Origin of the sequence: Providencia sp. JUb39 (assembly GCF_012272845.1) — a bacterium.
Taxonomy (GTDB): Bacteria; Pseudomonadota; Gammaproteobacteria; order Enterobacterales; family Enterobacteriaceae; genus Providencia; species Providencia lanzhouensis.
This window is the reverse complement of record NZ_JAAWXD020000001.1, coordinates 2105214-2126562: the sequence shown is the minus strand read 5'-3', so window position 1 is coordinate 2126562 and position 21349 is coordinate 2105214. Positions and strand designations below refer to the sequence as shown.

General features: G+C 44.0%; 19 protein-coding genes. 10 read left to right on the top strand and 9 right to left on the bottom strand.

Features of this window, described 5'->3' with window-relative positions; genetic code table 11:
* Positions 1 to 36: 36 nt before the first annotated feature.
* Positions 37 to 294 carry a DUF2498 family protein gene (locus HFU86_RS09720; protein WP_036956549.1) on the bottom strand — a complete coding sequence of 86 codons (258 nt, stop codon included), beginning with the start codon at positions 292 to 294 and terminating at the stop codon, positions 37 to 39.
* 287 nt (positions 295 to 581) lie between these two features.
* On the opposite strand from HFU86_RS09720, the gene topA reads away from it, so the two are divergent.
* Both topA and sodC read left to right on the top strand, forming a co-directional pair.
* Complete coding sequence (gene topA, locus HFU86_RS09715; RefSeq protein WP_132495997.1) at positions 582 to 3200, top strand: type I DNA topoisomerase; 2619 nt, start codon at positions 582 to 584, stop codon at positions 3198 to 3200.
* Positions 3201 to 3656: 456 nt separating this feature from the next.
* Positions 3657 to 4190: a superoxide dismutase family protein gene (gene sodC, locus HFU86_RS09710; protein WP_187129142.1), complete on the top strand. Its 534-nt coding sequence runs from the start codon at positions 3657 to 3659 to the stop codon at positions 4188 to 4190.
* A 254-nt stretch (positions 4191 to 4444) separates the two neighbouring features.
* Here the strand turns inward: sodC and HFU86_RS09705 are convergent, their stop codons facing one another.
* Positions 4445 to 6478, bottom strand: coding sequence for a M13-type metalloendopeptidase (locus tag HFU86_RS09705; RefSeq protein ID WP_187129141.1), 2034 nt, complete (start codon positions 6476 to 6478; stop codon positions 4445 to 4447).
* A gap of 289 nt (positions 6479 to 6767) precedes the next feature.
* Here HFU86_RS09705 and cysB point away from each other — a divergent pair, with 289 nt between their 5' ends.
* The 3 genes from cysB (at position 6768) to HFU86_RS09690 (ending at position 11144) form a co-directional block, all read left to right on the top strand.
* On the top strand, positions 6768 to 7742 hold the full coding sequence (cysB, locus tag HFU86_RS09700) for an HTH-type transcriptional regulator CysB (protein WP_036956553.1): 975 nt from the start codon (positions 6768 to 6770) through the stop codon (positions 7740 to 7742).
* Between the two features lie 93 nt (positions 7743 to 7835).
* Positions 7836 to 10508 (top strand): aconitate hydratase AcnA, encoded by a 2673-nt coding sequence (acnA, locus tag HFU86_RS09695; RefSeq protein WP_187129140.1) that lies wholly within the window; start codon positions 7836 to 7838, stop codon positions 10506 to 10508.
* Positions 10509 to 10694: 186 nt separating this feature from the next.
* The gene (locus HFU86_RS09690) at positions 10695 to 11144 is read left to right on the top strand and encodes a hypothetical protein (RefSeq protein WP_187129139.1); all 450 of its coding nucleotides are present in this window, start codon (positions 10695 to 10697) and stop codon (positions 11142 to 11144) included.
* A gap of 93 nt (positions 11145 to 11237) precedes the next feature.
* On the opposite strand, the gene hemB is transcribed toward HFU86_RS09690, so the two are convergent.
* Both hemB and ribA read right to left on the bottom strand, forming a co-directional pair.
* Entirely contained in the window at positions 11238 to 12215 is a 978-nt protein-coding gene (gene hemB / locus HFU86_RS09685) for a porphobilinogen synthase (RefSeq protein ID WP_132495992.1), read from the bottom strand.
* A 247-nt stretch (positions 12216 to 12462) separates the two neighbouring features.
* Complete coding sequence (gene ribA, locus HFU86_RS09680) at positions 12463 to 13059, bottom strand: GTP cyclohydrolase II (RefSeq protein ID WP_036956569.1); 597 nt, start codon at positions 13057 to 13059, stop codon at positions 12463 to 12465.
* 229 nt (positions 13060 to 13288) lie between these two features.
* On the opposite strand from ribA, the gene HFU86_RS09675 reads away from it, so the two are divergent.
* From HFU86_RS09675 to yciH, 5 genes are all read left to right on the top strand, one after another.
* Entirely contained in the window at positions 13289 to 13999 is a 711-nt protein-coding gene (locus HFU86_RS09675) for a phosphatase PAP2 family protein (protein ID WP_187129138.1), read from the top strand.
* A 154-nt stretch (positions 14000 to 14153) separates the two neighbouring features.
* Positions 14154 to 14471 carry a LapA family protein gene (locus HFU86_RS09670; RefSeq protein ID WP_006659765.1) on the top strand — a complete coding sequence of 106 codons (318 nt, stop codon included), beginning with the start codon at positions 14154 to 14156 and terminating at the stop codon, positions 14469 to 14471.
* A 6-nt stretch (positions 14472 to 14477) separates the two neighbouring features.
* Positions 14478 to 15650: a lipopolysaccharide assembly protein LapB gene (lapB, locus tag HFU86_RS09665; protein WP_187129137.1), complete on the top strand. Its 1173-nt coding sequence runs from the start codon at positions 14478 to 14480 to the stop codon at positions 15648 to 15650.
* A gap of 45 nt (positions 15651 to 15695) precedes the next feature.
* On the top strand, positions 15696 to 16433 hold the full coding sequence (gene pyrF, locus HFU86_RS09660; RefSeq protein ID WP_132495989.1) for an orotidine-5'-phosphate decarboxylase: 738 nt from the start codon (positions 15696 to 15698) through the stop codon (positions 16431 to 16433).
* The gene (gene yciH / locus HFU86_RS09655; RefSeq protein ID WP_036956560.1) at positions 16430 to 16756 is read left to right on the top strand and encodes a stress response translation initiation inhibitor YciH; all 327 of its coding nucleotides are present in this window, start codon (positions 16430 to 16432) and stop codon (positions 16754 to 16756) included. The genes pyrF and yciH overlap by 4 nt, the downstream gene beginning before the upstream one ends.
* Positions 16757 to 16837: 81 nt before the next feature.
* Here yciH and osmB read toward each other — a convergent pair whose 3' ends face one another.
* The 5 genes from osmB to rsxG form a co-directional block, all read right to left on the bottom strand.
* On the bottom strand, positions 16838 to 17044 hold the full coding sequence (gene osmB / locus HFU86_RS09650) for an osmotically-inducible lipoprotein OsmB (protein ID WP_006659769.1): 207 nt from the start codon (positions 17042 to 17044) through the stop codon (positions 16838 to 16840).
* Positions 17045 to 17272: 228 nt separating this feature from the next.
* Positions 17273 to 19216 (bottom strand): exoribonuclease II, encoded by a 1944-nt coding sequence (locus tag HFU86_RS09645; RefSeq protein WP_187129136.1) that lies wholly within the window; start codon positions 19214 to 19216, stop codon positions 17273 to 17275.
* Between the two features lie 121 nt (positions 19217 to 19337).
* On the bottom strand, positions 19338 to 19979 hold the full coding sequence (nth, locus tag HFU86_RS09640; RefSeq protein WP_036956562.1) for an endonuclease III: 642 nt from the start codon (positions 19977 to 19979) through the stop codon (positions 19338 to 19340).
* A 19-nt stretch (positions 19980 to 19998) separates the two neighbouring features.
* Entirely contained in the window at positions 19999 to 20715 is a 717-nt protein-coding gene (locus tag HFU86_RS09635) for an electron transport complex subunit E (protein ID WP_187129135.1), read from the bottom strand.
* The gene (gene rsxG / locus HFU86_RS09630) at positions 20715 to 21344 is read right to left on the bottom strand and encodes an electron transport complex subunit RsxG (protein ID WP_187129134.1); all 630 of its coding nucleotides are present in this window, start codon (positions 21342 to 21344) and stop codon (positions 20715 to 20717) included. Before rsxG ends, HFU86_RS09635 begins: the two co-directional genes overlap by 1 nt.
* Positions 21345 to 21349: the final 5 nt, after the last annotated feature.

The following is a 21349-nucleotide window of genomic DNA, read 5'->3' as shown; positions in this document are numbered from 1 at the left end:
AAAATACCGGCGATAAAAGCCGGTATTTTTTTATGGCTATTCTGATTCTTGCAGTCGGTACTTATCAGAAAAGAGGTGCGCCAAATGCTTATACATATTAAAAGCAGCTGGACTTTTTAAGGATGGTATTCCGTTTTCATCAAGGAAGAACTCGCCTTTAAAAACTAAAACACCACGATGTTGCTCGACATTATCCACGAACATGCCATCAAGGTACTCATCGTGGTTTTTGATGATTTCGTTGGCTTTTTCAAGCAGTTCTTGCTTTGAAATAGTTTGAATCTCATTGTTCATAGAATGCCTCTCTTGAAAAAATAATTGGTTGCTTCTAGCATTTTATCAGGTACAGTGTGTGTTTTTCAATGCGGCTAAACTGCATTATGTGGTTAAAATCAGTCAACTAGAGCAATTTGTATGCTTTACAAAATAATGTGGCTGATGGATAAAATTCGTTTCGTTACAAATTATTGTGCGAAAAAATATTGATATATTGTGATTCTGTCGCAATATAAAAAAGAGATTCTCATTTTGCGCATTTGAATAGAAAAATGCGCCTTCGTTGATAGTAGGTAAAGGTAAATATGGGTAAAGCTCTTGTTATAGTGGAGTCCCCGGCAAAAGCCAAAACGATCAATAAATATCTTGGCAGTGGCTACGTTGTAAAAAGCAGCGTTGGCCACATTCGTGATCTGCCGAAAAGCGGCTCTGGTTCACAATCCGGCTCACCAAAGAGTACAGGCTCATCTACCGATAAAGCAAAGACCGACAAAACAAAGAAAGTTAAAAAAGATCCGCAAGAAGCGTTAGTTAAGCGCATGGGGATCGACCCTTATCATGGTTGGAAAGCGAATTATCAAATTCTGCCGGGTAAGGAAAAAGTGGTTTCTGAATTAAAAGCGTTAGCCGAAGATGCTGACCACGTCTACCTCGCGACGGACCTTGACCGTGAAGGGGAAGCTATTGCGTGGCATTTACGCGAAGTGATCGGTGGTGATGATTCTCGTTTTAGCCGAGTGGTGTTTAACGAAATCACTAAAAATGCAATTACTCAAGCATTTGAAAGCCCTGGCGAATTGAATATCGACCGTGTTAATGCCCAACAAGCTCGTCGCTTTATGGACCGTGTCGTTGGTTATATGGTCTCCCCATTATTATGGAAAAAAGTGGCGCGCGGATTATCTGCTGGACGCGTACAGTCCGTCGCAGTAAGACTTATCGTTGAGCGTGAACGTGAAATTAAGGCGTTTGTTCCTGAAGAATATTGGGAACTCCATGCGGATTTAGCGGATAAAAACGCCGTTAATTTGCGTTTAGAAGTGACTTCCCAAGCGGGAAAAGCTTTTAAACCTGTCAATAAAGTCCAAACGGAAGCTGCGGTTAAATTACTGGAAAATGCACGCTATCAAGTGATTGATCGTGAAGATAAGCCAACATCCAGTAAACCAAGCGCGCCGTTTATCACGTCGACACTCCAACAAGCGGCGAGCACTCGCTTAAGTTTTGGTGTGAAGAAAACCATGATGATGGCTCAGCGTTTATATGAAGCGGGTTACATCACTTATATGCGTACGGACTCAACGAACTTGAGCCAAGATGCAGTGAACATGGTACGTGGTTATATTTCAGATAACTTTGGCGCACAGTATTTACCAAAAGATGCCAACGTTTACACCAGTAAAGATAACTCCCAAGAAGCGCACGAAGCTATTCGCCCATCCAGTGTTGATGTATTACCTGATTCACTGAAAGACATGGAAAACGACGCTAAGCGCCTCTACCAGTTAATTTGGAATCAATTTGTTGCGTGTCAAATGACCCCAGCGAAATACGACTCCACCACATTAACGGTGAAAGCGGGAGATTTCGAATTAAAAGCCAAAGGTCGTACGTTACGTTTTGATGGTTGGACAAGAGTCATGCCAGCATTGCGTAAAAATGACGAAGATAAAACATTACCTGCGATTCAAGTGGGTGCTGAATTATCGCTGCTGGAATTACTGCCAAGTCAGCACTTTACTAAGCCACCAGCGCGCTTTAGTGAAGCTTCTTTAGTTAAAGAATTAGAAAAACGTGGCATTGGTCGCCCATCAACGTATGCGGCAATCATTTCAACGATCCAAGATCGTGGCTACGTTAAAGTGGAAAACCGCCGTTTCTATGCAGAAAAAATGGGTGAAATCGTTACAGACCGTTTAGAAGAAAACTTCAATGACCTGATGAACTACGACTTCACCGCTCGCATGGAAAACCAGCTGGATCACGTTGCGAATCATGAAGCAGAGTGGAAAGCGGTATTGGATGAATTTTTCTCTGACTTCAGCAAACAGCTTGATGTCGCAGAAAAAGATCCGGAAGAAGGCGGCATGCGTACCAACCCAATGGTGATCACCTCGATTATCTGTCCTGACTGTGAACGTCATATGGGAATTCGTACCGCATCCACTGGGGTATTCTTAGGCTGCTCCGGCTATGCACTGCCACCAAAAGAGCGATGCAAGAAAACCATCAATCTGATCCCTGAAGATGAAGTATTAAACATCCTCGAAGGTGACGATGCAGAAACTAACGCCTTAAGAGCAAAACGTCGTTGTCCAACATGTGGCACGGCGATGGACAGCTACCTGATTGATAATGGTCGTAAATTACATGTGTGTGGTAACAACCCAGCATGTGAAGGCTATGAAATCGAAGAAGGCGAGTTCCGCATCAAAGGTTACGATGGTCCGGTGATTGAGTGTGATAAATGTGGTTCTGAAATGCACCTGAAGATGGGACGTTTTGGGAAATACATGGGTTGCACCAATGAAGAGTGTAAAAATACCCGCAAGATATTAAAAAGCGGTGAAATTGCACCACCGAAAGAAGACCCTGTACCACTACCAGAATTACCGTGTGAAAAATCGGATGCTTATTTTGTGTTACGTGATGGTGCAGCTGGCGTATTCCTTGCCGCAAACACCTTCCCGAAATCAAGGGAAACACGTGCGCCATTAGTGGCAGAACTGCAACGATTTAAAGACAGATTACCGGCAAAACTGGCGTACTTAGCGGAAGCACCAGCACAAGACGAAGAGGGCAACCCAACAGTGGTTCGTTTTAGCCGCAAGACAAAACAGCAATATGTTTCGTCTGAGAAAGATGGCAAGGCGACGGGGTGGAGTGCTTTTTATGTTGATGGTGTCTGGAAAGCCAAAGAATAATCTTTTTATTCTTCATACTTTGCACTGTAGCGGCGTTGGCTGCACTCGCTAACCCTAGTCACATACTTGTGTATGCTCCTAGGGATTAGCTCGATTGCCGCCTTACTACAGCACAAATTATTTTGAATAAATAATTGATTATATTCAGGATAGCTCTGGCGCTAGCCACTTTGTTCTAACGCGAACTATTTAGAATAAATCTATTGATTATATTCAGGATAGCTCTGGTGCTAGCCGCCTTGTTCTAACGCAAACTATTTAGAATAATAGTTTGGAATTCTGTTTAGATCTTCAACGCTAAAGCCGCAATCATTATAAAAGAGCCCTTAGGGCTCTTTTTTTGTTCATAATTAGATAGCTCTCACATAACAAAAGCAGTAATCGCCCATTTTCATTCATTTATTATGCTAACGTTTAGCTAAAGGATAATAATCACAGTGAATGACAGGAGGCAGTATGAAGTTCAAATTATGTTTGTTAGCGGCACTATTCACAACTGGCGCAGCGTATGCGGCACAAACCACTGTAGAGCTGAAAGAAGCGACAGCCAACGGTGAGGGTAAGGCCATTGGAGAAGTAGTGATTTCTGAAACTGAATACGGATTACTCTTCACGCCAAAACTATCTGGTTTGCAAGCGGGTGGCGTGCATGGTTTCCATGTGCATGAAAACCCAAGTTGCGAAGCGGGTGAAAAAGACGGCAAAACTGTACCAGCATTAAAAGCGGGTGGACATCTAGATCCAGCTAAAACAGGGGTTCACAAAGGCCCTTATGACAAAACAGGCCACCTCGGAGATTTACCAGGCTTAGTGGTTGATAGCCAAGGTAATGCCACCTACAGCGTGCTAGCGCCAAAATTAAAATCCCTGAAAGATGTCCAAAGCCTCGCACTGATGGTACATGCGGGTGGGGATAATTATTCCGATCATCCAGAGGCGTTAGGCGGTGGTGGGGCAAGGATGGCTTGCGGCATCATTCCTTCGTCATAATTCGCACCGTAGCTGTGTTGGCTACACTCGCTAACCCTAGTCACATACTTGTGTATGTTCCTAGGGATTAGCTCATTTGCCGCCTTGCTACAGCACGAATTATTTAGAAGAAATGGCAATGTAATAGGACATAAAAAGGCGCATTTGGTGCCTTCATCAAATATTTACTGCTAAAACCTATCTAACCTTCTTCATCGATAAAAAAGCCTCTTACACAAGAGGCTTTTCAACATTATCTTACCGACTTAACCTAATCACCAAATCTTAATCCGTTTCTCCGGTGCGAGGTAAAGCACATTATCCTTATCAACACCGAAGGTGGTGTACCAATCATCGATATTACGGACAACACCATTGGCGCGGAACTGATTTGGACTGTGTGGATCGGTGAGTATCTTATTGCGCTCGGATTCCTTATTCGACAACTCTTGCCAGGTTCTGGCCCATGAAATAAAGAAACGCTGCAAGCCAGTCATGCCATCAATAATCGGTGGCTCGCCATTTGGGTAGTTTTCTTTAGCAAATTGCTTATAAGCGCTGAGTGCGATATTTAAGCCGCCTAAATCACCAATATTCTCACCGAGGGTTAATTCGCCATTCACTTTCTGGCCATCGACATCAAAGCCATTATATTGATCCACTAACTTGGCTGTTTTCTCTTTAAAATGGGCTTTGGCACTGTCGCTCCACCAATTGCGTAGCTGGCCTGTACCATCATATAAGCTGCCTTGGTCATCAAAACCGTGGCCCATTTCATGACCAATTACTGCACCAATCGCACCGTAGTTATAAGCAGGATCCACATTTGGGTCGAAGAATGGGGCTTGCAAAATAGCCGCAGGGAACACAATTTCATTTTGTACGGGATTGAAATACGCATTGATGGTTTGTGGTGTCATGCCCCATTCCCATTTGCGAACAGGTTGGCCAATTTTGCTCATGGCATCATTATATGACCAGGCTTCCACTTGCTTAAAGTTATCCATCAATGTGTTCGGTTTCAAATTAATGGTACTAAAATCATTCCATTTATCAGGGTAGCCAACTTTGACCGTAAACTGCTCTAGCTTTTTCAGTGCTTCTTGGCGAGTTTGCTCATCCATCCAATCATTATCTTTCAGACGCGCATTAAAGGTACCGCGCACATAACTGACCAAATCTTGAATTTTCTCTTTAGATTGTGGATTGAAATATTTCTCCACATAAATCTGTCCGAGAGGCTCACCTTGCAATGAATTGACCGTTTGAAGAGCACGCTCTTGACGAGTCCGCTGTTTTTCAACGCCATTGAGTTTTTTCGAGTAAAAATCAAAGCGTGCATCAGATAAGGTTTTGTTTAAATAACTTGCATGATCGTTCACGTACTGGAACGTTAGGTAATCTTTCAGGACTGAAACCGGGGTCTTGGCAAAAATCTGTGCCGTTTTTTCTACCGCCGTATCGTTCTCAACCACCACTTTCGCCAGTTGCTGATCGGTTAACTTCCAGTGCTGAATAAAACTATCCCACGCAAAGCCATCGGTAAATTTCTTCATTTCAGCGAGGGTCATAGGATGATAGTTTTTGATGGTGTCACGGCGAGCTTCTGGGCTCCAATGCACTTCAGCAATGGATTTTTCAAGGTCGAAGATCTGTTGTGCCTTTTTCTTAACGTCTTTTTCGCCTGCTAATTTCAAGATTGTCGCAATATACGCGATATAGTTTTTGCGGATCTCTTTCATTTGCGGGGTATCGTCAAGGTAGTAATTACGATTAGGTAATCCAAGCCCACCTTGGCCAAGATACAGAATATATGTATCTGGCGCCTTGGCGTCTAAATCCACCCAATAAGAGAGCACGGAAGTATAGCCCGGCAGGGTCATCAGACGGCTAATATCATTATGATCTTTGGCTTTTGCAATAGCCGCTAAGTCGGATTTGATTGGCGTTAAACCCGCTTTTTCAATGCTGGCTTCATCTAAATAACTCAAATATAAGTTACGAATATTTTTCTGATTATGATCCAAGCTGCTCTCAGGGGCTTGCTTTAATTCATCGATAATAGCTTGAGTCTGCTTCTCGGTACTTAAATACAAATCCACAAAAGAGTTAATTCGTGGCATACCCGTTGGGATTTTCGCTTTATTAATCCAATCATGGTTAACGTACTGGTAAAAATCATTGCCGGGTACGATGGTGTCAGACAACACGATTTTTTGCTGACCGTAAGATAGCTCTTTCGCTAATAAGTGAGGCGCAAAGGATAGGGTTGATAAACCGACCATCATGGCTAAAACTTTTATACGCATCTAGATAACCTCTCTGTAGTCTAAATAGGATGCTCACCGCAAAAATGGAAATAAAATTCGCATGCTAATTATTCAAGCATAGTCGAAGAAAAAAATAATCTGACTTTGCAATACCTTACTTGGGTGCCGCCTTTTTTTCACAACAAGATGAAATAATATCATCATACTGTTTATTCTCATTAGTTTGATGTTATATTGGTTATATATAAATTAAACAATATTACTTTTTGTTATATGTAATGTTTTTTAGCTATAGCAGAAATGATTTCCTGTAAGAGGTGGAGCGAGTATGAAGTTACAGCAACTGCGATATATTGTTGAAGTGGTTAATCACGACCTGAATGTTTCATCGACAGCAGAAGGGTTATTTACTTCCCAACCGGGGATCAGTAAGCAAGTCAGAATGCTGGAAGATGAACTCGGCATTCAAATTTTTGCGCGTAGTGGTAAGCATTTGACTCACGTGACCCCAGCTGGTGAGGAAGTTGTGCGCATTTCCCGTGAAGTGCTCTCCAAAATTGAGGCTATCCGTTCTGTTGCCGGTGAGCATACCATTCCTGATCGCGGTAGCTTAAAAATTGCCACGACGCATACCCAAGCTCGCTATGCCTTACCGCCTGTAATTAAAACTTTTATTGAGCGTTATCCTCATGTTTCCTTGCATATGCAGCAAGGCTCGCCAACCCAAATCGCTGAAGAAGTTTGCAAAGGGAATAGTGATTTTGCTATCGCGACAGAAGCGCTCCATCTGTACAGCGACCTTATCATGTTGCCGTGCTATCACTGGAACCGTTGTGTGGTGGTACCGAAAGGGCACCCACTGACCGAGAAAAAGAACGTTACGATTGAAGATATTGCAGAATACCAAATTGTGACTTACACCCACGGGTTTACTGGGCGTTCAGAGTTGGATGTAGCATTCCAAAAAGTAGGCTTAGAGCCCAAAATTATTTTCACTGCCACGGATGCGGATGTGATCAAGACCTATGTGAAGCTCGGTTTAGGGATTGGCATTATAGCCAGCATGGCGGTGGATCCTGAGGTGGATAAAGACCTCGTGGTTATCGATATGCGCGATAAATTTAGCTACAGCACCACGAAAATCGGTTTTAAACGTACCAGTTTCCTGCGCAGCTATATGTATGATTTTATTTGGCGTTTTGCCCCGCATCTCACACGTGATGTGGTGGATAAAGCCATTGCCTTGCGTAACAACGAAGATATCGAAGAATTTTTCAAAGAAATTGAGCTTCCTATTCTTTAATTGGCACAAAATCTATAGAGGAAATGATTATGAGGACTATGATTAATAATACTGCGTAAAAAAATAAGGTGATAAAAACGCCAAGGAGGAGTTATGTCGTTGAGTTTAAAAACAAACAGTGCAGCAACACTGAATGTCGGTAACAAACAGTATAATTACTTCAGTCTTGCCCTTGCAGAGAAACAATTAGGCAGCGGGACGAGACTTCCTAAATCCCTCAAAGTTCTACTCGAAAACCTACTGCGTCATATCGACGGTAAATCCGTCGTAGACGCCGATCTCCAAGCCATCATAGATTGGCAAAAAAACGCTCATGCGGACAAAGAAATTGCTTATCGCCCCGCGCGGGTGCTGATGCAAGACTTTACTGGTGTTCCTGCGGTTGTCGACCTCGCCGCTATGCGTGAAGCGGTTAAATCCCTTGGTGGTAACGTCAACCAAGTTAACCCGTTATCTCCCGTTGACTTAGTCATTGACCACTCAGTGATGGTCGATGAGTTTGGTAATTCCCAAGCGTTTGATGATAACGTCGAAATCGAAATGAAGCGTAACCACGAACGCTACCTATTTTTACGTTGGGGACAAAAAGCATTTAACCGTTTTAGGGTAGTACCGCCGGGAACGGGAATTTGCCACCAAGTTAACCTTGAATACCTCGGCAAAGCGATTTGGCATGAAGAGGTCGACGGAAAATTAGTTGCTTACCCCGATACTTTGGTTGGAACTGATTCCCACACCACGATGATCAACGGTCTTGGGGTATTAGGCTGGGGTGTTGGCGGAATTGAAGCGGAAGCCGCGATGCTGGGGCAACCTGTTTCCATGCTGATCCCCGATGTGGTGGGCTTCAAGCTAACCGGTAAATTAGCAGAAGGGATCACCGCGACAGACTTGGTGTTAACCGTTACTCAAATGCTACGTAAGCATGGTGTGGTGGGTAAATTTGTTGAATTCTATGGGGATGGGTTAGCTGACCTGCCATTAGCCGACCGCGCGACCATTGCCAATATGTCACCAGAATATGGGGCAACCTGCGGCTTCTTCCCGATAGACGAAATTACCCTTGCGTATATGAAACTGACAGGGCGTGAAGATGATGAAATTGCGCTGGTGGAAGCCTATAGCAAACAACAAGGTTTATGGCGCCATCCAGGGGATGAACCGATTTTCACCAGTACCTTAGCGCTGGATATGGGCACGGTAGAATCGAGCCTTGCGGGACCTAAACGCCCACAAGACCGCGTTGAACTGAGCCAAGTTCCGAAAGCATTCCAAGGCGCAGTGGATTTAGAGCTGAATAAGCAAGATAAACATGCGCATCCTCGCGTGAACTTTCAAGGGCAGGAATTCGACCTTACCAATGGCGCGGTAGTGATCGCCGCTATCACATCCTGTACCAACACCTCTAACCCTAGCGTATTAATGGCAGCAGGGTTACTGGCGAAAAAAGCGATAGAAAAAGGGCTTTCTCGTCAACCATGGGTTAAATCTTCTCTCGCACCGGGTTCGAAGGTCGTGACTGATTACCTCGCGTTAGCAGGATTAACCCCTTATCTGGACAAACTGGGCTTTAACCTTGTGGGGTATGGTTGTACTACCTGTATTGGTAACTCGGGTCCGTTACCTGCACCGATTGAAGAGGCAATTAAACAACATGATCTGACGGTTGGGGCGGTGCTTTCAGGTAACCGTAACTTTGAAGGACGCATTCATCCTTTGGTAAAAACCAACTGGTTGGCATCACCACCACTCGTCGTTGCCTATGCACTGGCGGGCAATATGCACGTTAATTTAAAAACCGACCCATTAGGTGTGGATCAACAGGGTCAGCCTGTCTACTTGAAAGATATCTGGCCATCCAGTGCGGAAATTGCCAGTGCGGTGGAGAAAGTCAAAACTGATATGTTCCATAAAGAATATAACGCGGTCTTTGAAGGGGATGAAGCTTGGCGTGCGCTGGATGTTGAAAGCTCCTCAACCTACCATTGGCAAGGGGATTCAACCTATATTCGCCATCCACCATTCTTTGAAAACATGCCTGAGCAACCTAAGCCTGTCGCCGATATTCACGAGGCAAACATTCTCGCTATTCTCGGGGATTCGGTGACGACTGACCATATTTCTCCGGCGGGAAATATTAAGAAGGAAAGTCCAGCGGGGCGTTACCTTCAAGAACATGGTGTGGCGGTTGCGGATTTTAACTCTTACGGTTCTCGTCGTGGTAACCATGAAGTCATGATGCGCGGTACGTTTGCCAATATTCGTATTCGTAATGAAATGGTACCGGGCGTGGAAGGCGGCTATACCTTACATATTCCAACAGGCAAACAGATGGCTATCTTTGATGCGGCGATGTTGTATCAGCAACAAAAACGTCCGTTAGCCATTATTGCGGGTAAAGAATATGGTTCAGGCTCTAGCCGTGACTGGGCGGCAAAAGGCACCAATTTACTGGGTGTTCGTGTGGTGATCGCCGAATCTTATGAACGTATTCACCGCTCTAACTTAATTGGGATGGGGGTTATTCCATTGGAATTTACAGGTGGTGAAACCCGTAAAACCCTTGGTTTAAAAGGTGATGAGCGTATTGATGTTACCGGTTTACAGTCTCTGACTCCAAGCCAGAATATCATCGTAAAAATTACGTATGGTGATGGCAAAGTGAAAGAGGTGAATACTCGTTGCCGCATCGATACTGCGACGGAAATGGAATATTACCGACACGGTGGGATCTTGCATTATGTGATCCGTCAAATGCTCAATTAATATCCGTTTATGGCGCCTACAAGATTTCTTGTGGGCGTTTTTTCTTTATTAACGCTTAATCTTGTTATTTCTCAAGTTTTTCAGCCAGTTTCTCAGTTATTGTGATAGTCAGTATTCAGAAAAAGCTCAGTAGTTTGATGGAATGAAGTGACCGCATTTATCGAAAATAGCGTAAAGGAAATCAATATGGCAAATATCAATGAAACTGATTTTTTCAAGGGTGCATTATGGGCGGCAGACATTCTATTAAGCACTTCACATTGTGCGGGTGCGAATGACGAAGTTCGTGACATTTTAGAACATATTCCGAATCTCTATTCAGTTGTCATGAGAACCCCAGAAACCGAAGTCCATGATTTAAGATTATATGCAGATAAAGAGTTCCCATTAGGCTTGAATGCCGAGTACACCGCAATTTCTATTGCACCACTAAAAGACTTCTTTGATATTTTGCCTGTCACCGATCACGAACTTGATTGTGAAGCCATGGATATCGAAACATGGGGCGTCGTTGCTGACCTTGCAAATGGTAAAAAAGATCTTCTGATTGCAGGGCTACTGACCCCAGAAACAGCACAAATGTATGCAGACCGTCTATCCGAGCAGCTAGAATTCCAACAGAAAAAGGCGAGTTAATCTTCATATCGTTGAATAAATGAGCGGAAATGAACAAAAACGCCGGTACTGTATTTATATCCAGTATCGGCGTTTTGTTATCTTAAAGGGAGACTACAGGATCTTATTTTCAGCTAATTGCAGTGCGAAATAAGTAAAGATTAAATCAGCTCCAGCACGTTTAATGGCCCCTAAGCTTTCTAACGTGACGCGAGTTTCATCAATGGCACCTGCTTGCGCGGCAAATTTGATCATGGCGTATTCACCACTGACTTGATACGCACCAATAGGCAATTGGGTGCACTCACGCAGGTCACGGATAATATCTAAATAAGCTCCCGCGGGTTTTACCATCAGCGCATCGGCACCTTCTTGCATATCAATCAGCGATTCGTGCAATGCTTCACGGCGGTTCATTGGGTTCATTTGGTAAGTTTTACGGTCACCTTTTAAACATGAACCTGCTGCATCACGGAATGGGCCATATAGAGCTGATGCGAATTTCGTGGAGTAAGACATAATCGCTGTATCGGTAAATCCTGCTTCATCAAGTGCATGGCGGATTGCGGCAACTTGCCCATCCATTGCAGCAGAAGGAGCTATAAAGTCAGCACCGGCACGCGCAGCAGCAACGGCTTGCAGACCTAAATTATGGATAGTTTGGTCGTTATCAACCACATCACCGTGCATCACACCGCAGTGGCCGTGAGACGTGTATTCGCAAAAACAAGTATCCGACATCACAATCATTTCTGGGACGGTCTCTTTACAGATACGAGACATACGAGCCACCAGCCCATTGTCTTGCCATGCATCGCTACCATTTTCATCTAAGTGATGAGACACACCGAAGGTCATAACAGATTTAATGCCGGCTTTTGCAATACGCTCAATTTCATAGGCTAAGCGTTTTTCTGGAATACGCACAACGCCAGGCATACTCGCAATCGGTGCGTAATCGTCTAAGCCTTCTTCAACGAAAATAGGCAAGCATAAGTCATTGATGGAGAGGTGGGTTTCTTGGAATAGGTCGCGGAATTGTTCACTTTTACGCAGTCTTCTCATGCGCTGGATGGAATGCAGGTTATTCACATTATCTCCTTGGTAGACGAAAAATAGACATTTCCCATTCGGATTATTATGTGGGAATGTTCCACTCTTATTTTTCGATGTATTTAATTATGAATGGTATTAAGTTGCGAACAGTATAAACCTTATAAAAAGAATGTGAATATAGCACTCGTCAAATGTTATGGATTCGACTGTTATGATGAAAATGGGAATTAAGGCAAGAATAATAGGAAGAGCAAGGGACACTCTTCCTGATTGAGAAGGATAATTATTGGTGCTTAAATAACATATGACCCATTTTTTGTGCTTTCACATCTAAATAATGTTCATTGCTAGGATTTCGTCCAACAATTAATGGCACACGTTCAACGACGTTGATACCCGCTTCACGCATAATATCAATTTTTTTCGGGTTATTAGTCAGTAAGCGAACTTCATTAATGCCTAATAATTTATACATATCAGAACACAGGGTAAAATCACGTTCGTCGGCTTTAAATCCTAATTTTAGGTTAGCTTCAACGGTATCTAATCCTTGGTCTTGTAATGCATAAGCACGGATTTTGTTCAGTAACCCAATATTACGACCTTCTTGGCGGTGATACAGCAGTACCCCTCGACCTTCTTCACTAATTTGCTTGAGCGCAGCTTCTAATTGAAAACCACAGTCACAACGTAAACTAAATAATGCATCGCCAGTTAAGCATTCAGAATGAATTCGACTGAGTACTGGCGTTGCGCCTGTAATATCACCAAAAATCAGCGCTACGTGGTCACGACCTGTTGCGATTTCTTCAAACCCTACCATTAGGAATTCACCGAAAGGGGTAGGTAGTTTGGCTTCGGCAATACGTTTTAGCTGCATATTTTCTTTCATTAGTTAAAGTAACTCTTGCTGAATTAAACACGTAAATCGATATGGTACTAAAGCAATATGGTCACTAAAGTTAAATATATCGATGCTATATGACGTTTGCATATAGAGTCCGGCATTCTTTGCACACAGCCGACGCTATACTACTATAACAGAGATATTTGCAGGCTATGTAAAATTTGTTAATTAGGAAATAATTAAAACGTAAGGAATATTCTAGATGAGAAAGAGTGCCTACCTTATCGCAATAAGTGTCATTTTTTTGCTGTTACCGCCGATAGTTATGATAGTCACAGGCTGGCAGTGGACTCCTGAGCATCAGCCATCGATAAAATGGCTACTTTGGTTGACGGATAGCGCGGGATTGCCTTATAGCTATGTGACGTTTGTATTTTTAACTCTTTTAACGTTAATCGTCTTTCGTCATAAGCGGAATCAATGGCTAAAGCTGCTGGTGGTTATCGCGTTATGTATTCTCGGTGCTCAAGGGGTGAAATCCTTAATGAAAAGTGCCTTCCAAGAACCGCGTCCCTATGTGGTGTGGCTGGAGAAAACCTATCAAATTCCCCATCAGGAATTTTATGATTTAAAACGTGGGGCGCGAGCGGATTTAATTAAAAATACCGTGAAGTCGAATACGCTTATTCCTAAATGGCAGCGTAAACATTGGCAGGCAGAAACGGGCTACTCATTTCCTTCAGGTCATATGTTCTTTGCAGCGGGATGGGCATTGCTGTTAATTGCGCTGTTTTGGCAACAACGTCAATATGCATTGGGAATCATCATATTATGCTGGGCGCAGGGCATCGGATTAAGCCGTATGCTGCTGGGAATGCATTGGCCCATTGATATTATTGCCTCCACGTTGATGAGTGCGCTTTTCGCACTGTTAGGTTACTGGATATATCAATCTCGATTCTTAGAGAAATGAATTTATCGCTAATCGGATTATCATGATGAAAAAGGGCGGTTTTTATAGCGAATACACTTGGCAGGCGAATAATTTACTTTGTCTGAATGCGCTGAAAATGCTACCTTATCAGAGATATGTTTTGGAACGATAAGAACTGATAACGGGAAAAAATGTGAAATATTTTCTGATTTTATTACTAGCGGTCGCCGTTTTTATTGTGTCGATTACGCTAGGTTCAAGCAATGATCAGGTTATTACATTTAACTACCTGATTGCAAAAGGGGATTTTTCTTTATCTTCCTTACTTGCAACCTTGTTTGGTGTCGGTTTTGTGCTGGGGTGGCTGGTGTGTGCGGTGTTCTATTTGCGTACCATTGTTAGCCTTAAGAATGCACGTCGTAAAATTAGACGTTTAGAATCACAATTAGGTGCTGGAGAGAAAACTATTTCTGACTCAACCGAATTAGTGACAGCTCAGAACAAGGAATAATCCTCAATGTTCGAGTTGCTTTTTCTGTTGCTACCTGTTGCCGCTGCATACGGCTGGTATATGGGGCGCAGAAGTGCTCAGCAAGATAAGCAGCAGCATGCAAATCGCTTGTCCCGTGACTACGTGACAGGCGTGAACTTCCTATTATCTAATCAACAAGATAAAGCCGTTGATTTATTCCTCGAAATGCTCAAAACGGAAGATAGCTCCGCCTTTGAAGCTCACCTCACTCTAGGTAACTTATTCCGTTCTCGTGGCGAAGTTGAACGCGCGATTCGTATTCACCAGTCGCTGGTGGAAAGTGCCGCGCTTTCTTTTGAACAACGTTTATTAGCCACTCAACAGCTTGGCCGTGATTATATGGCCGCGGGTGTGTATGACCGTGCCGAAAACATGTTCCAGCAATTAACCGATGAAGTGGATTTTAAACAGAGTGCGCTGCAATCTTTGTTATCGATTTATCAGTTAACCAGTGACTGGGGTAAAGCGATTGAAACGGCAACCAAGCTGGTGAAATTAGGCTCTGAAGAGTTACGGGAACAAATCGCCCATTTTTACTGTGAGTTAGCGACTCAAGAATTGGCGAGTGATGATATCGACGAAGCCTTAAGCCTATTAAATAAAGGCGAGCAAGCGGATAAAAACTGCGCACGCGTTTCGATTATGAAAGGGCGTATTTTTATCGAGCAAGGCAATTATGATAAAGCGATTTCTGCCTTAGTGCAGGTTTATCATCAAGATAGAGAACTGGTGTCTGAAACGCTACCAATGCTGTACGAATGCTATCGACACACTGGGCTGGCGGAAGGCTGGGAAGCCTATTTGCGTCAATGTGTTGATGGAAATACAGGGGCAATTGCCGAGCTTTATCTCGCCGATATTATTGTTGAAAAGCAGAATCATGAAGCGGCTGCTAGCTATATCAATGACCAAATTCAACGTCATCCAACCATGCGCTTATTCTACCGTTTGATGGATTACCATCTGGCGGAAGCGGAAGAAGGTCGAGCGAAAGAGAGCTTGATTTTGCTGCGTAAAATGGTGGGTGAGCAAATTCGTACTAAACCGGATTACCGTTGCCACAAATGTGGTTTTACCTCCCGTTCGCTCTATTGGCACTGTCCATCTTGTCGCTCTTGGGACACCATCAAGCCAATTCGCGGGCTGGATGGTCAGTGACAGCGTCACTTTTAATTTCTGACAATACTCAATAAAGGCTATGAAATGATCTCCTCAACTGAGAACCTCGTTCGCGTAAACACAGACTCGCCTATCATTGTGGCTCTAGACTATGAAACTGCAGATGCCGCACTCGCATTTGTGGATAGGATTGACCCGCGCGACTGTCGCTTGAAAGTGGGCAAAGAAATGTTCACATTTAATGGTCCTCAATTTGTTAAGTCACTCCATGACCGTGGTTTTGATGTTTTTTTGGATCTTAAATTCCATGATATTCCGAATACGGTTGCTCGTGCGGTTTCCGCAGCGGCAGAAATGGGCGTTTGGATGGTGAATGTTCACGCTAGCGGCGGCGCACGAATGATGGAAGCGGCACGCCAAGCTCTTGAAAGCTACGGTAAAGACGCCCCTTTATTAACGGCTGTCACCGTATTAACCAGTATGGATGCATCAGATTTAGCGGGAGTTGGTATTAATTTAACGCCGGCAGAGCATGCTGAGCGTTTAGCGCTGTTAACTAAGCAGTGTGGTCTTGATGGTGTTGTGTGCTCAGCACACGAAGCAAAAGCGCTAAAAGCAGTATGCGGGCAAGAATTCAAGTTAGTCACGCCAGGTATTCGTCCTGTAGGCAGCGAAGTGGGTGACCAGCGTCGTATTATGACCCCACAACAAGCGATTGAAGCAGGTGTCGATTATATGGTAATTGGGCGCCCGATCACCCGTAGTGAAGACCCAGCGCTGACCCTACAACAAATTAACCAATCCATTAAGGATATCGCATGAGTGACGCTAACAGCCGTCTCGTCTATAGCACAGATATAGGACGCATTGAGGAAGAAAAACCGAAAGCCGAGCGTCCAAAAGGCGATGGTATCGTGCGTATTCGCCGTGAAACATCCGGTCGTAAAGGCAAGGGGGTTTGCGTTGTGACGGGCTTAGATCTGGATGATGCGGAATTGACAAAGCTGGCCGCTGAATTGAAGAAAAAATGCGGTTGCGGCGGTGCAGTAAAAGATGGTGATATCGAAATCCAAGGTGATAAGCGTGACTTGCTGAAACAATTACTTGAAGCTAAAGGCTACCAAGTTAAATTGGCTGGTGGTTGATTAGCAATATTTAAAAAATAACCATTCTAATAAAAGTGGGGGAAATTATTCCCCCACTTATCATTAAAGTGTGTGTTAAATTTACTTCTTCACTTGATGTCCAATAATCCCGCCGATAGCCGCGCCGCCTACTGTGCCCAGTGCGCTTCCATCCGTTAATATTGCGCCTCCAACAGCACCGACAGTCGCTCCAATCGCTGTGTTTTTATTCTGTTTTGACATATTTGAACAAGCACTGAGACCCAGTGCCACCGTTGCGATAATGACAAAAGAGAGGATGCGTTTCATGATGTTTACTCCAACTTATTTTTATAATGATAATTACGTATCAGCATATAGCCAAAATAAAATATCATGAAAAAAGAATAGGCGGATCGGAATAATCAGAAAAAAATGTCAAGAAACGTTAGATGTTTAACATTAAATGCTAACCCATTCATATTGAATGTATTTTGACCATACAAAAAAAGACCATCACTTAAGGTGATGGTCTTTTTGATACGAAATGGAGAATGACTACGCAGCTGGGCGAGCCACGATATTACGGGTTTCCATACGCACTTCGGCGATATTGACATCAATAATATCGTTTAATTGATAGGCTTTTTCGCCTTTGATCAACACACTGCCGGTCTCTTGGCTGCACTGAATTTCATCACGAACACTGTGCAGGAATGGCGCAGGAATAAAGGCTACGGCGCCGTTATCCACTAAACGCACACGCACACCACCGCGAGTAATATCGATAATTTCCGCAGGGAACTTAGTATCAGTGCCTTCAAACGGTTTCAGATAGCGGGAATATAACCAATCACCCACATCACGCTCAGCCATACGGTTAGCACGGCGGCGTTCTGCCAGCTTAAGGGATAACTCTTCAGTTGGTTTTTCTGGTGTTGGTGCGCCTGCAATAATCGATTTCAGCAAACGGTGGTTGACGATATCGGTGTATTTACGAATTGGCGATGTCCATGTGGCATACGCATCAAAACCTAAACCAAAGTGAGGACCCGGATCCGCTTTCACCTCCGCAAAGGTTTGGAAGCGACGAATACGGCTGTCTAAGAATTGAGTCGGCTGTGAATCCAAGAGGCGGCGTAATTGACGGAAGCCTTCAAGGGTTAATAGTTCTTCACCTTTTGCTTCGATGCCATTATCTTTCAAGGTCTGAACCACTTGCTCGATTTGCAGAGGCTCAAAGCCCATATGGACGTTAAACACACCGAAACCTAATTTGTTTTTCAGCACGTTAGCCGCACATAAGTTAGCGGTGATCATCGCTTCTTCAACAATGCGGTTTGCAGTACGACGGCTTTCTGAGACGATATCCACCACGTTGCCATTTTCGTCTAAAACAAAACGGTAATCCGGTCTATCTTTGAAGACTAAGGCGTTATCATGGCGCCACTGTAAGCGCTTATCAGCCATCTCTTTTAATAGCAGGATTTGCTGAGTATCAGCGTCAGATTGTGGTTTCCAAGAACCCGTTTCTTCTAACCAATCCGAAACTTCGTCATAAACTAACTTAGTTTTCGATTCAACCCACGCACTGAAGAACTCAATATTGCTATCAATGGCACCGTCTTGCAGGATCTGCGTAACGCAAACCAGAGCAGGGCGACGAGCATTAGGACGCAGTGAACATAAATCATCAGACAGTTGGCGAGGTAACATTGGAATGTTGAAGCCTGGCAGGTAGTTAGTGAATGAACGGGCTAATGCCAGTTTATCCAACTCACTGCCTTCTTTGATATAACTGGTTGGGTCGGCAATCGCGATATACAGTTTCAGGTTGCCTTCAGCTGTTTTTTCGATATACAGCGCATCATCCATATCTTCAGTGCTTGCACTGTCGATGGTGACAAAGTGAAGGTCAGTTAAATCAAGACGTTCTAAGCCTTCATCATCACGCTCACTCTCCACCATTGCAGGCTCAGCGCGGTCTAATTGGTGACGGCGTAACGTTACCCACCACGGTGCGAAATGGTCATCACCGAAGGTAATATATTCTGTAATTTCTGCGTAGAAACCTTTGTCGCCTTTTAATGGATGGCGACGCATTTCTGCGACAACCCAGTCACCTTGCTTAAATTCATGAGTGATACCATTGATTGGGCGACAGGAGATAGCATCTTTTAGCAGTGGGTGATCAGGAATAACGAACAGGCGATTGTCGTTATCTTTCTTCTGAATTTTACCAACAAAACGGTTAAGGAATGGCTCGATAAGCTCTTCAGGCTCGGCAAATTCACGGTCTTTATCCGTATGAACAGCGGCAGAAATTCTATCCCCGTGCATCACTTTTTTCATTTGCGGCGGTGGAATGAAATAGCTTTTTTGTCCATCGACTTCTAAAAAGCCAAAACCTTTTTCAGTGCTTTTTACCAGACCTTCGACGCGAGGTGTTTTGGCATGCAACGTTTGTTTGAGTTGCGCTAATAATGGGTTGTCTTGAAACATACTTACCGTTTATTTGATGTTGAGTTTGGCTCTATTGTTGCGTAAGACAAAGTCTTAGAGCAAGAAAAAAATGCGAATGACTTTATAACTGTGTAAAAACTCGCATCTTGGGCTAAGTTGATTAATTTTCAGGGTAAATTTTATCTTTAAACTCGCAAAGATCTTCAATGATGCAAGATCCGCAGCGAGGTTTACGGGCGATACATGTATAACGACCATGGAGAATAAACCAGTGGTGGCAGTCAACTTTAAATTCAGCAGGAACCACTTTTAATAGTTTTTCCTCGACTTCCACAACATCTTTGCCGGGAGCAAACTTGGTGCGATTACACACGCGGAAGATATGGGTATCAACGGCAATGGTTGGCCAGCCAAAGGCGGTATTGAGGACAACGTTTGCCGTTTTACGTCCAACACCTGGCAAAGCTTCTAATGCCTCGCGGTTTTCAGGGACTTGGCTATGATGTTTTTCAATCAGGATCTGGCAGGTTTTATAGACGCTTTCGGCTTTGGTATTAAATAACCCAATGGTTTTAATATACTCTTTGATGCCATCAACGCCGAGAGCGACCATTTGCTCTGGCGTATTGGCGACTGGATAAAGTTTTGCCGTCGCTTTGTTGACGCTGACATCAGTGGCTTGCGCAGACAGCAGCACCGAAATCAGTAATTCAAAAGGGGAGCTAAATTCTAGCTCCGTTGTTGGATGAGGATTGTTATCGCGCAGGCGAGTGAGAATTTCGATTCGTTTAGTTTTATTCATTGCTCACAAAGCTTCAATTTTAAGAAATATGAGTGCCACAACCTTGTTCTTTTTGGTATTCACGAGCAGGTTGTTGACCTGATTTTAGCGCCGTGCGCTTTTTCATTTTTTCATCAATAAGGTATTTACCGGCTAGCATCAAGGCTAAGCCAATAAACGCGCCCGGTGGCAGCATAGCGAGTAAAAAGGGTGAGTCAAGGTGTAAGACTTCCACACGTAACGATTTTGCCCATGAACCTAGCAGTAGGTCAGCGCCATCGAACAAGGTGCCGTTACCAAGAATTTCACGCATAGCACCCAGTACAAACAGCGCGGCTGTTGCTCCCAATCCCATCGCCAAACCATCGACGGCAGATAAAGGCACCGTGTTGCGAGAAGCATAAGCCTCAGCGCGTCCAATGACGATACAGTTTGTGACAATCAGCGGAATAAAGATCCCCAGCGATTCATACAAACCAAACGCATAGGCGTTGATCAGCATTTGTACGGCGCTCACCACGGAGGCGATAATCATCACATAAATAGGAATACGGATTTCAGCAGGAACCCAGCGACGAAATGCGGATACTGCTACGTTAGTGCAGACGAGAACGAGGGTTGTTGCTAGCCCCAAACCTAATGCGTTAGTCGCCGTTGATGATACCGCTAATAATGGGCATAACCCCAGTAGTTGTACTAATGCAGAGTTATTCTTCCATAACCCTTGTGCAAATAATTCTTTAGTTTCGCTACTCATTATTCATCCCCACAAATTGGGTAATTCGCTAATTCTTCAGGTACCGTTTGGATAAATGCCGCGGTACGTTTTGAGGCATTGACAACCGCACGAGGCGTGATTGTGGCGCCTGTAAATTGATCAAAATCACCACCATCTTTTTTCACTGCCCAATGAGGGTCTTGCGCAGACTCTAACTTTTTGCCCGTAAAATGGGTGATCCAATCAGAAATGCGGGTTTCAATTTTATCTCCAAGCCCTGGTGTTTCATGGTGTTCTGTGACGCGTACACCCAAAACATTGCCTTTAAAATCTGCACCAACTAACAAGTGGATCGCACCGGAATATCCATCGGGAGCCGTGCTTTCTAAAGCCGCAGCAACAGGCTGACCATCCTTACGGGCAATATACAGATGTCGAGGGAGTTTATTTCCCAGTATAGCTTCATTGGTGACTAGATAGCACTCTTTGGCGAGCTCATTGTCATATAAGGATTCAGGCACCACTTGGTCGAGCAATTTTTTCTGCACAATGGCAGCTTGTTCCGCGATGATGTCTTTCGTTAGCGTATATACAGCGGCGCTCAGTGCAGTTGTACCCGCCGCGAACAGAGCCAAGATTGTGCCATGACGGCGCATTGTATTTAACATGCTGG

Coding starts and splice junctions, on each gene's coding strand:
- osmB (WP_006659769.1), bottom strand. CDS start 17,044: ATGAAACGCATCCTCTCTTTTGTCATTATCGCAACGGTGGCACTGGGT.
- HFU86_RS09690 (WP_187129139.1), top strand. CDS start 10,695: ATGGCAAATATCAATGAAACTGATTTTTTCAAGGGTGCATTATGGGCG.
- acnA (WP_187129140.1), top strand. CDS start 7,836: ATGTCGTTGAGTTTAAAAACAAACAGTGCAGCAACACTGAATGTCGGT.
- HFU86_RS09675 (WP_187129138.1), top strand. CDS start 13,289: ATGAGAAAGAGTGCCTACCTTATCGCAATAAGTGTCATTTTTTTGCTG.
- HFU86_RS09635 (WP_187129135.1), bottom strand. CDS start 20,715: ATGAGTAGCGAAACTAAAGAATTATTTGCACAAGGGTTATGGAAGAAT.
- cysB (WP_036956553.1), top strand. CDS start 6,768: ATGAAGTTACAGCAACTGCGATATATTGTTGAAGTGGTTAATCACGAC.
- topA (WP_132495997.1), top strand. CDS start 582: ATGGGTAAAGCTCTTGTTATAGTGGAGTCCCCGGCAAAAGCCAAAACG.
- nth (WP_036956562.1), bottom strand. CDS start 19,979: ATGAATAAAACTAAACGAATCGAAATTCTCACTCGCCTGCGCGATAAC.
- HFU86_RS09720 (WP_036956549.1), bottom strand. CDS start 294: ATGAACAATGAGATTCAAACTATTTCAAAGCAAGAACTGCTTGAAAAA.
- rsxG (WP_187129134.1), bottom strand. CDS start 21,344: ATGTTAAATACAATGCGCCGTCATGGCACAATCTTGGCTCTGTTCGCG.
- ribA (WP_036956569.1), bottom strand. CDS start 13,059: ATGCAGCTAAAACGTATTGCCGAAGCCAAACTACCTACCCCTTTCGGT.
- yciH (WP_036956560.1), top strand. CDS start 16,430: ATGAGTGACGCTAACAGCCGTCTCGTCTATAGCACAGATATAGGACGC.
- HFU86_RS09645 (WP_187129136.1), bottom strand. CDS start 19,216: ATGTTTCAAGACAACCCATTATTAGCGCAACTCAAACAAACGTTGCAT.
- pyrF (WP_132495989.1), top strand. CDS start 15,696: ATGATCTCCTCAACTGAGAACCTCGTTCGCGTAAACACAGACTCGCCT.
- lapB (WP_187129137.1), top strand. CDS start 14,478: ATGTTCGAGTTGCTTTTTCTGTTGCTACCTGTTGCCGCTGCATACGGC.
- HFU86_RS09705 (WP_187129141.1), bottom strand. CDS start 6,478: ATGCGTATAAAAGTTTTAGCCATGATGGTCGGTTTATCAACCCTATCC.
- sodC (WP_187129142.1), top strand. CDS start 3,657: ATGAAGTTCAAATTATGTTTGTTAGCGGCACTATTCACAACTGGCGCA.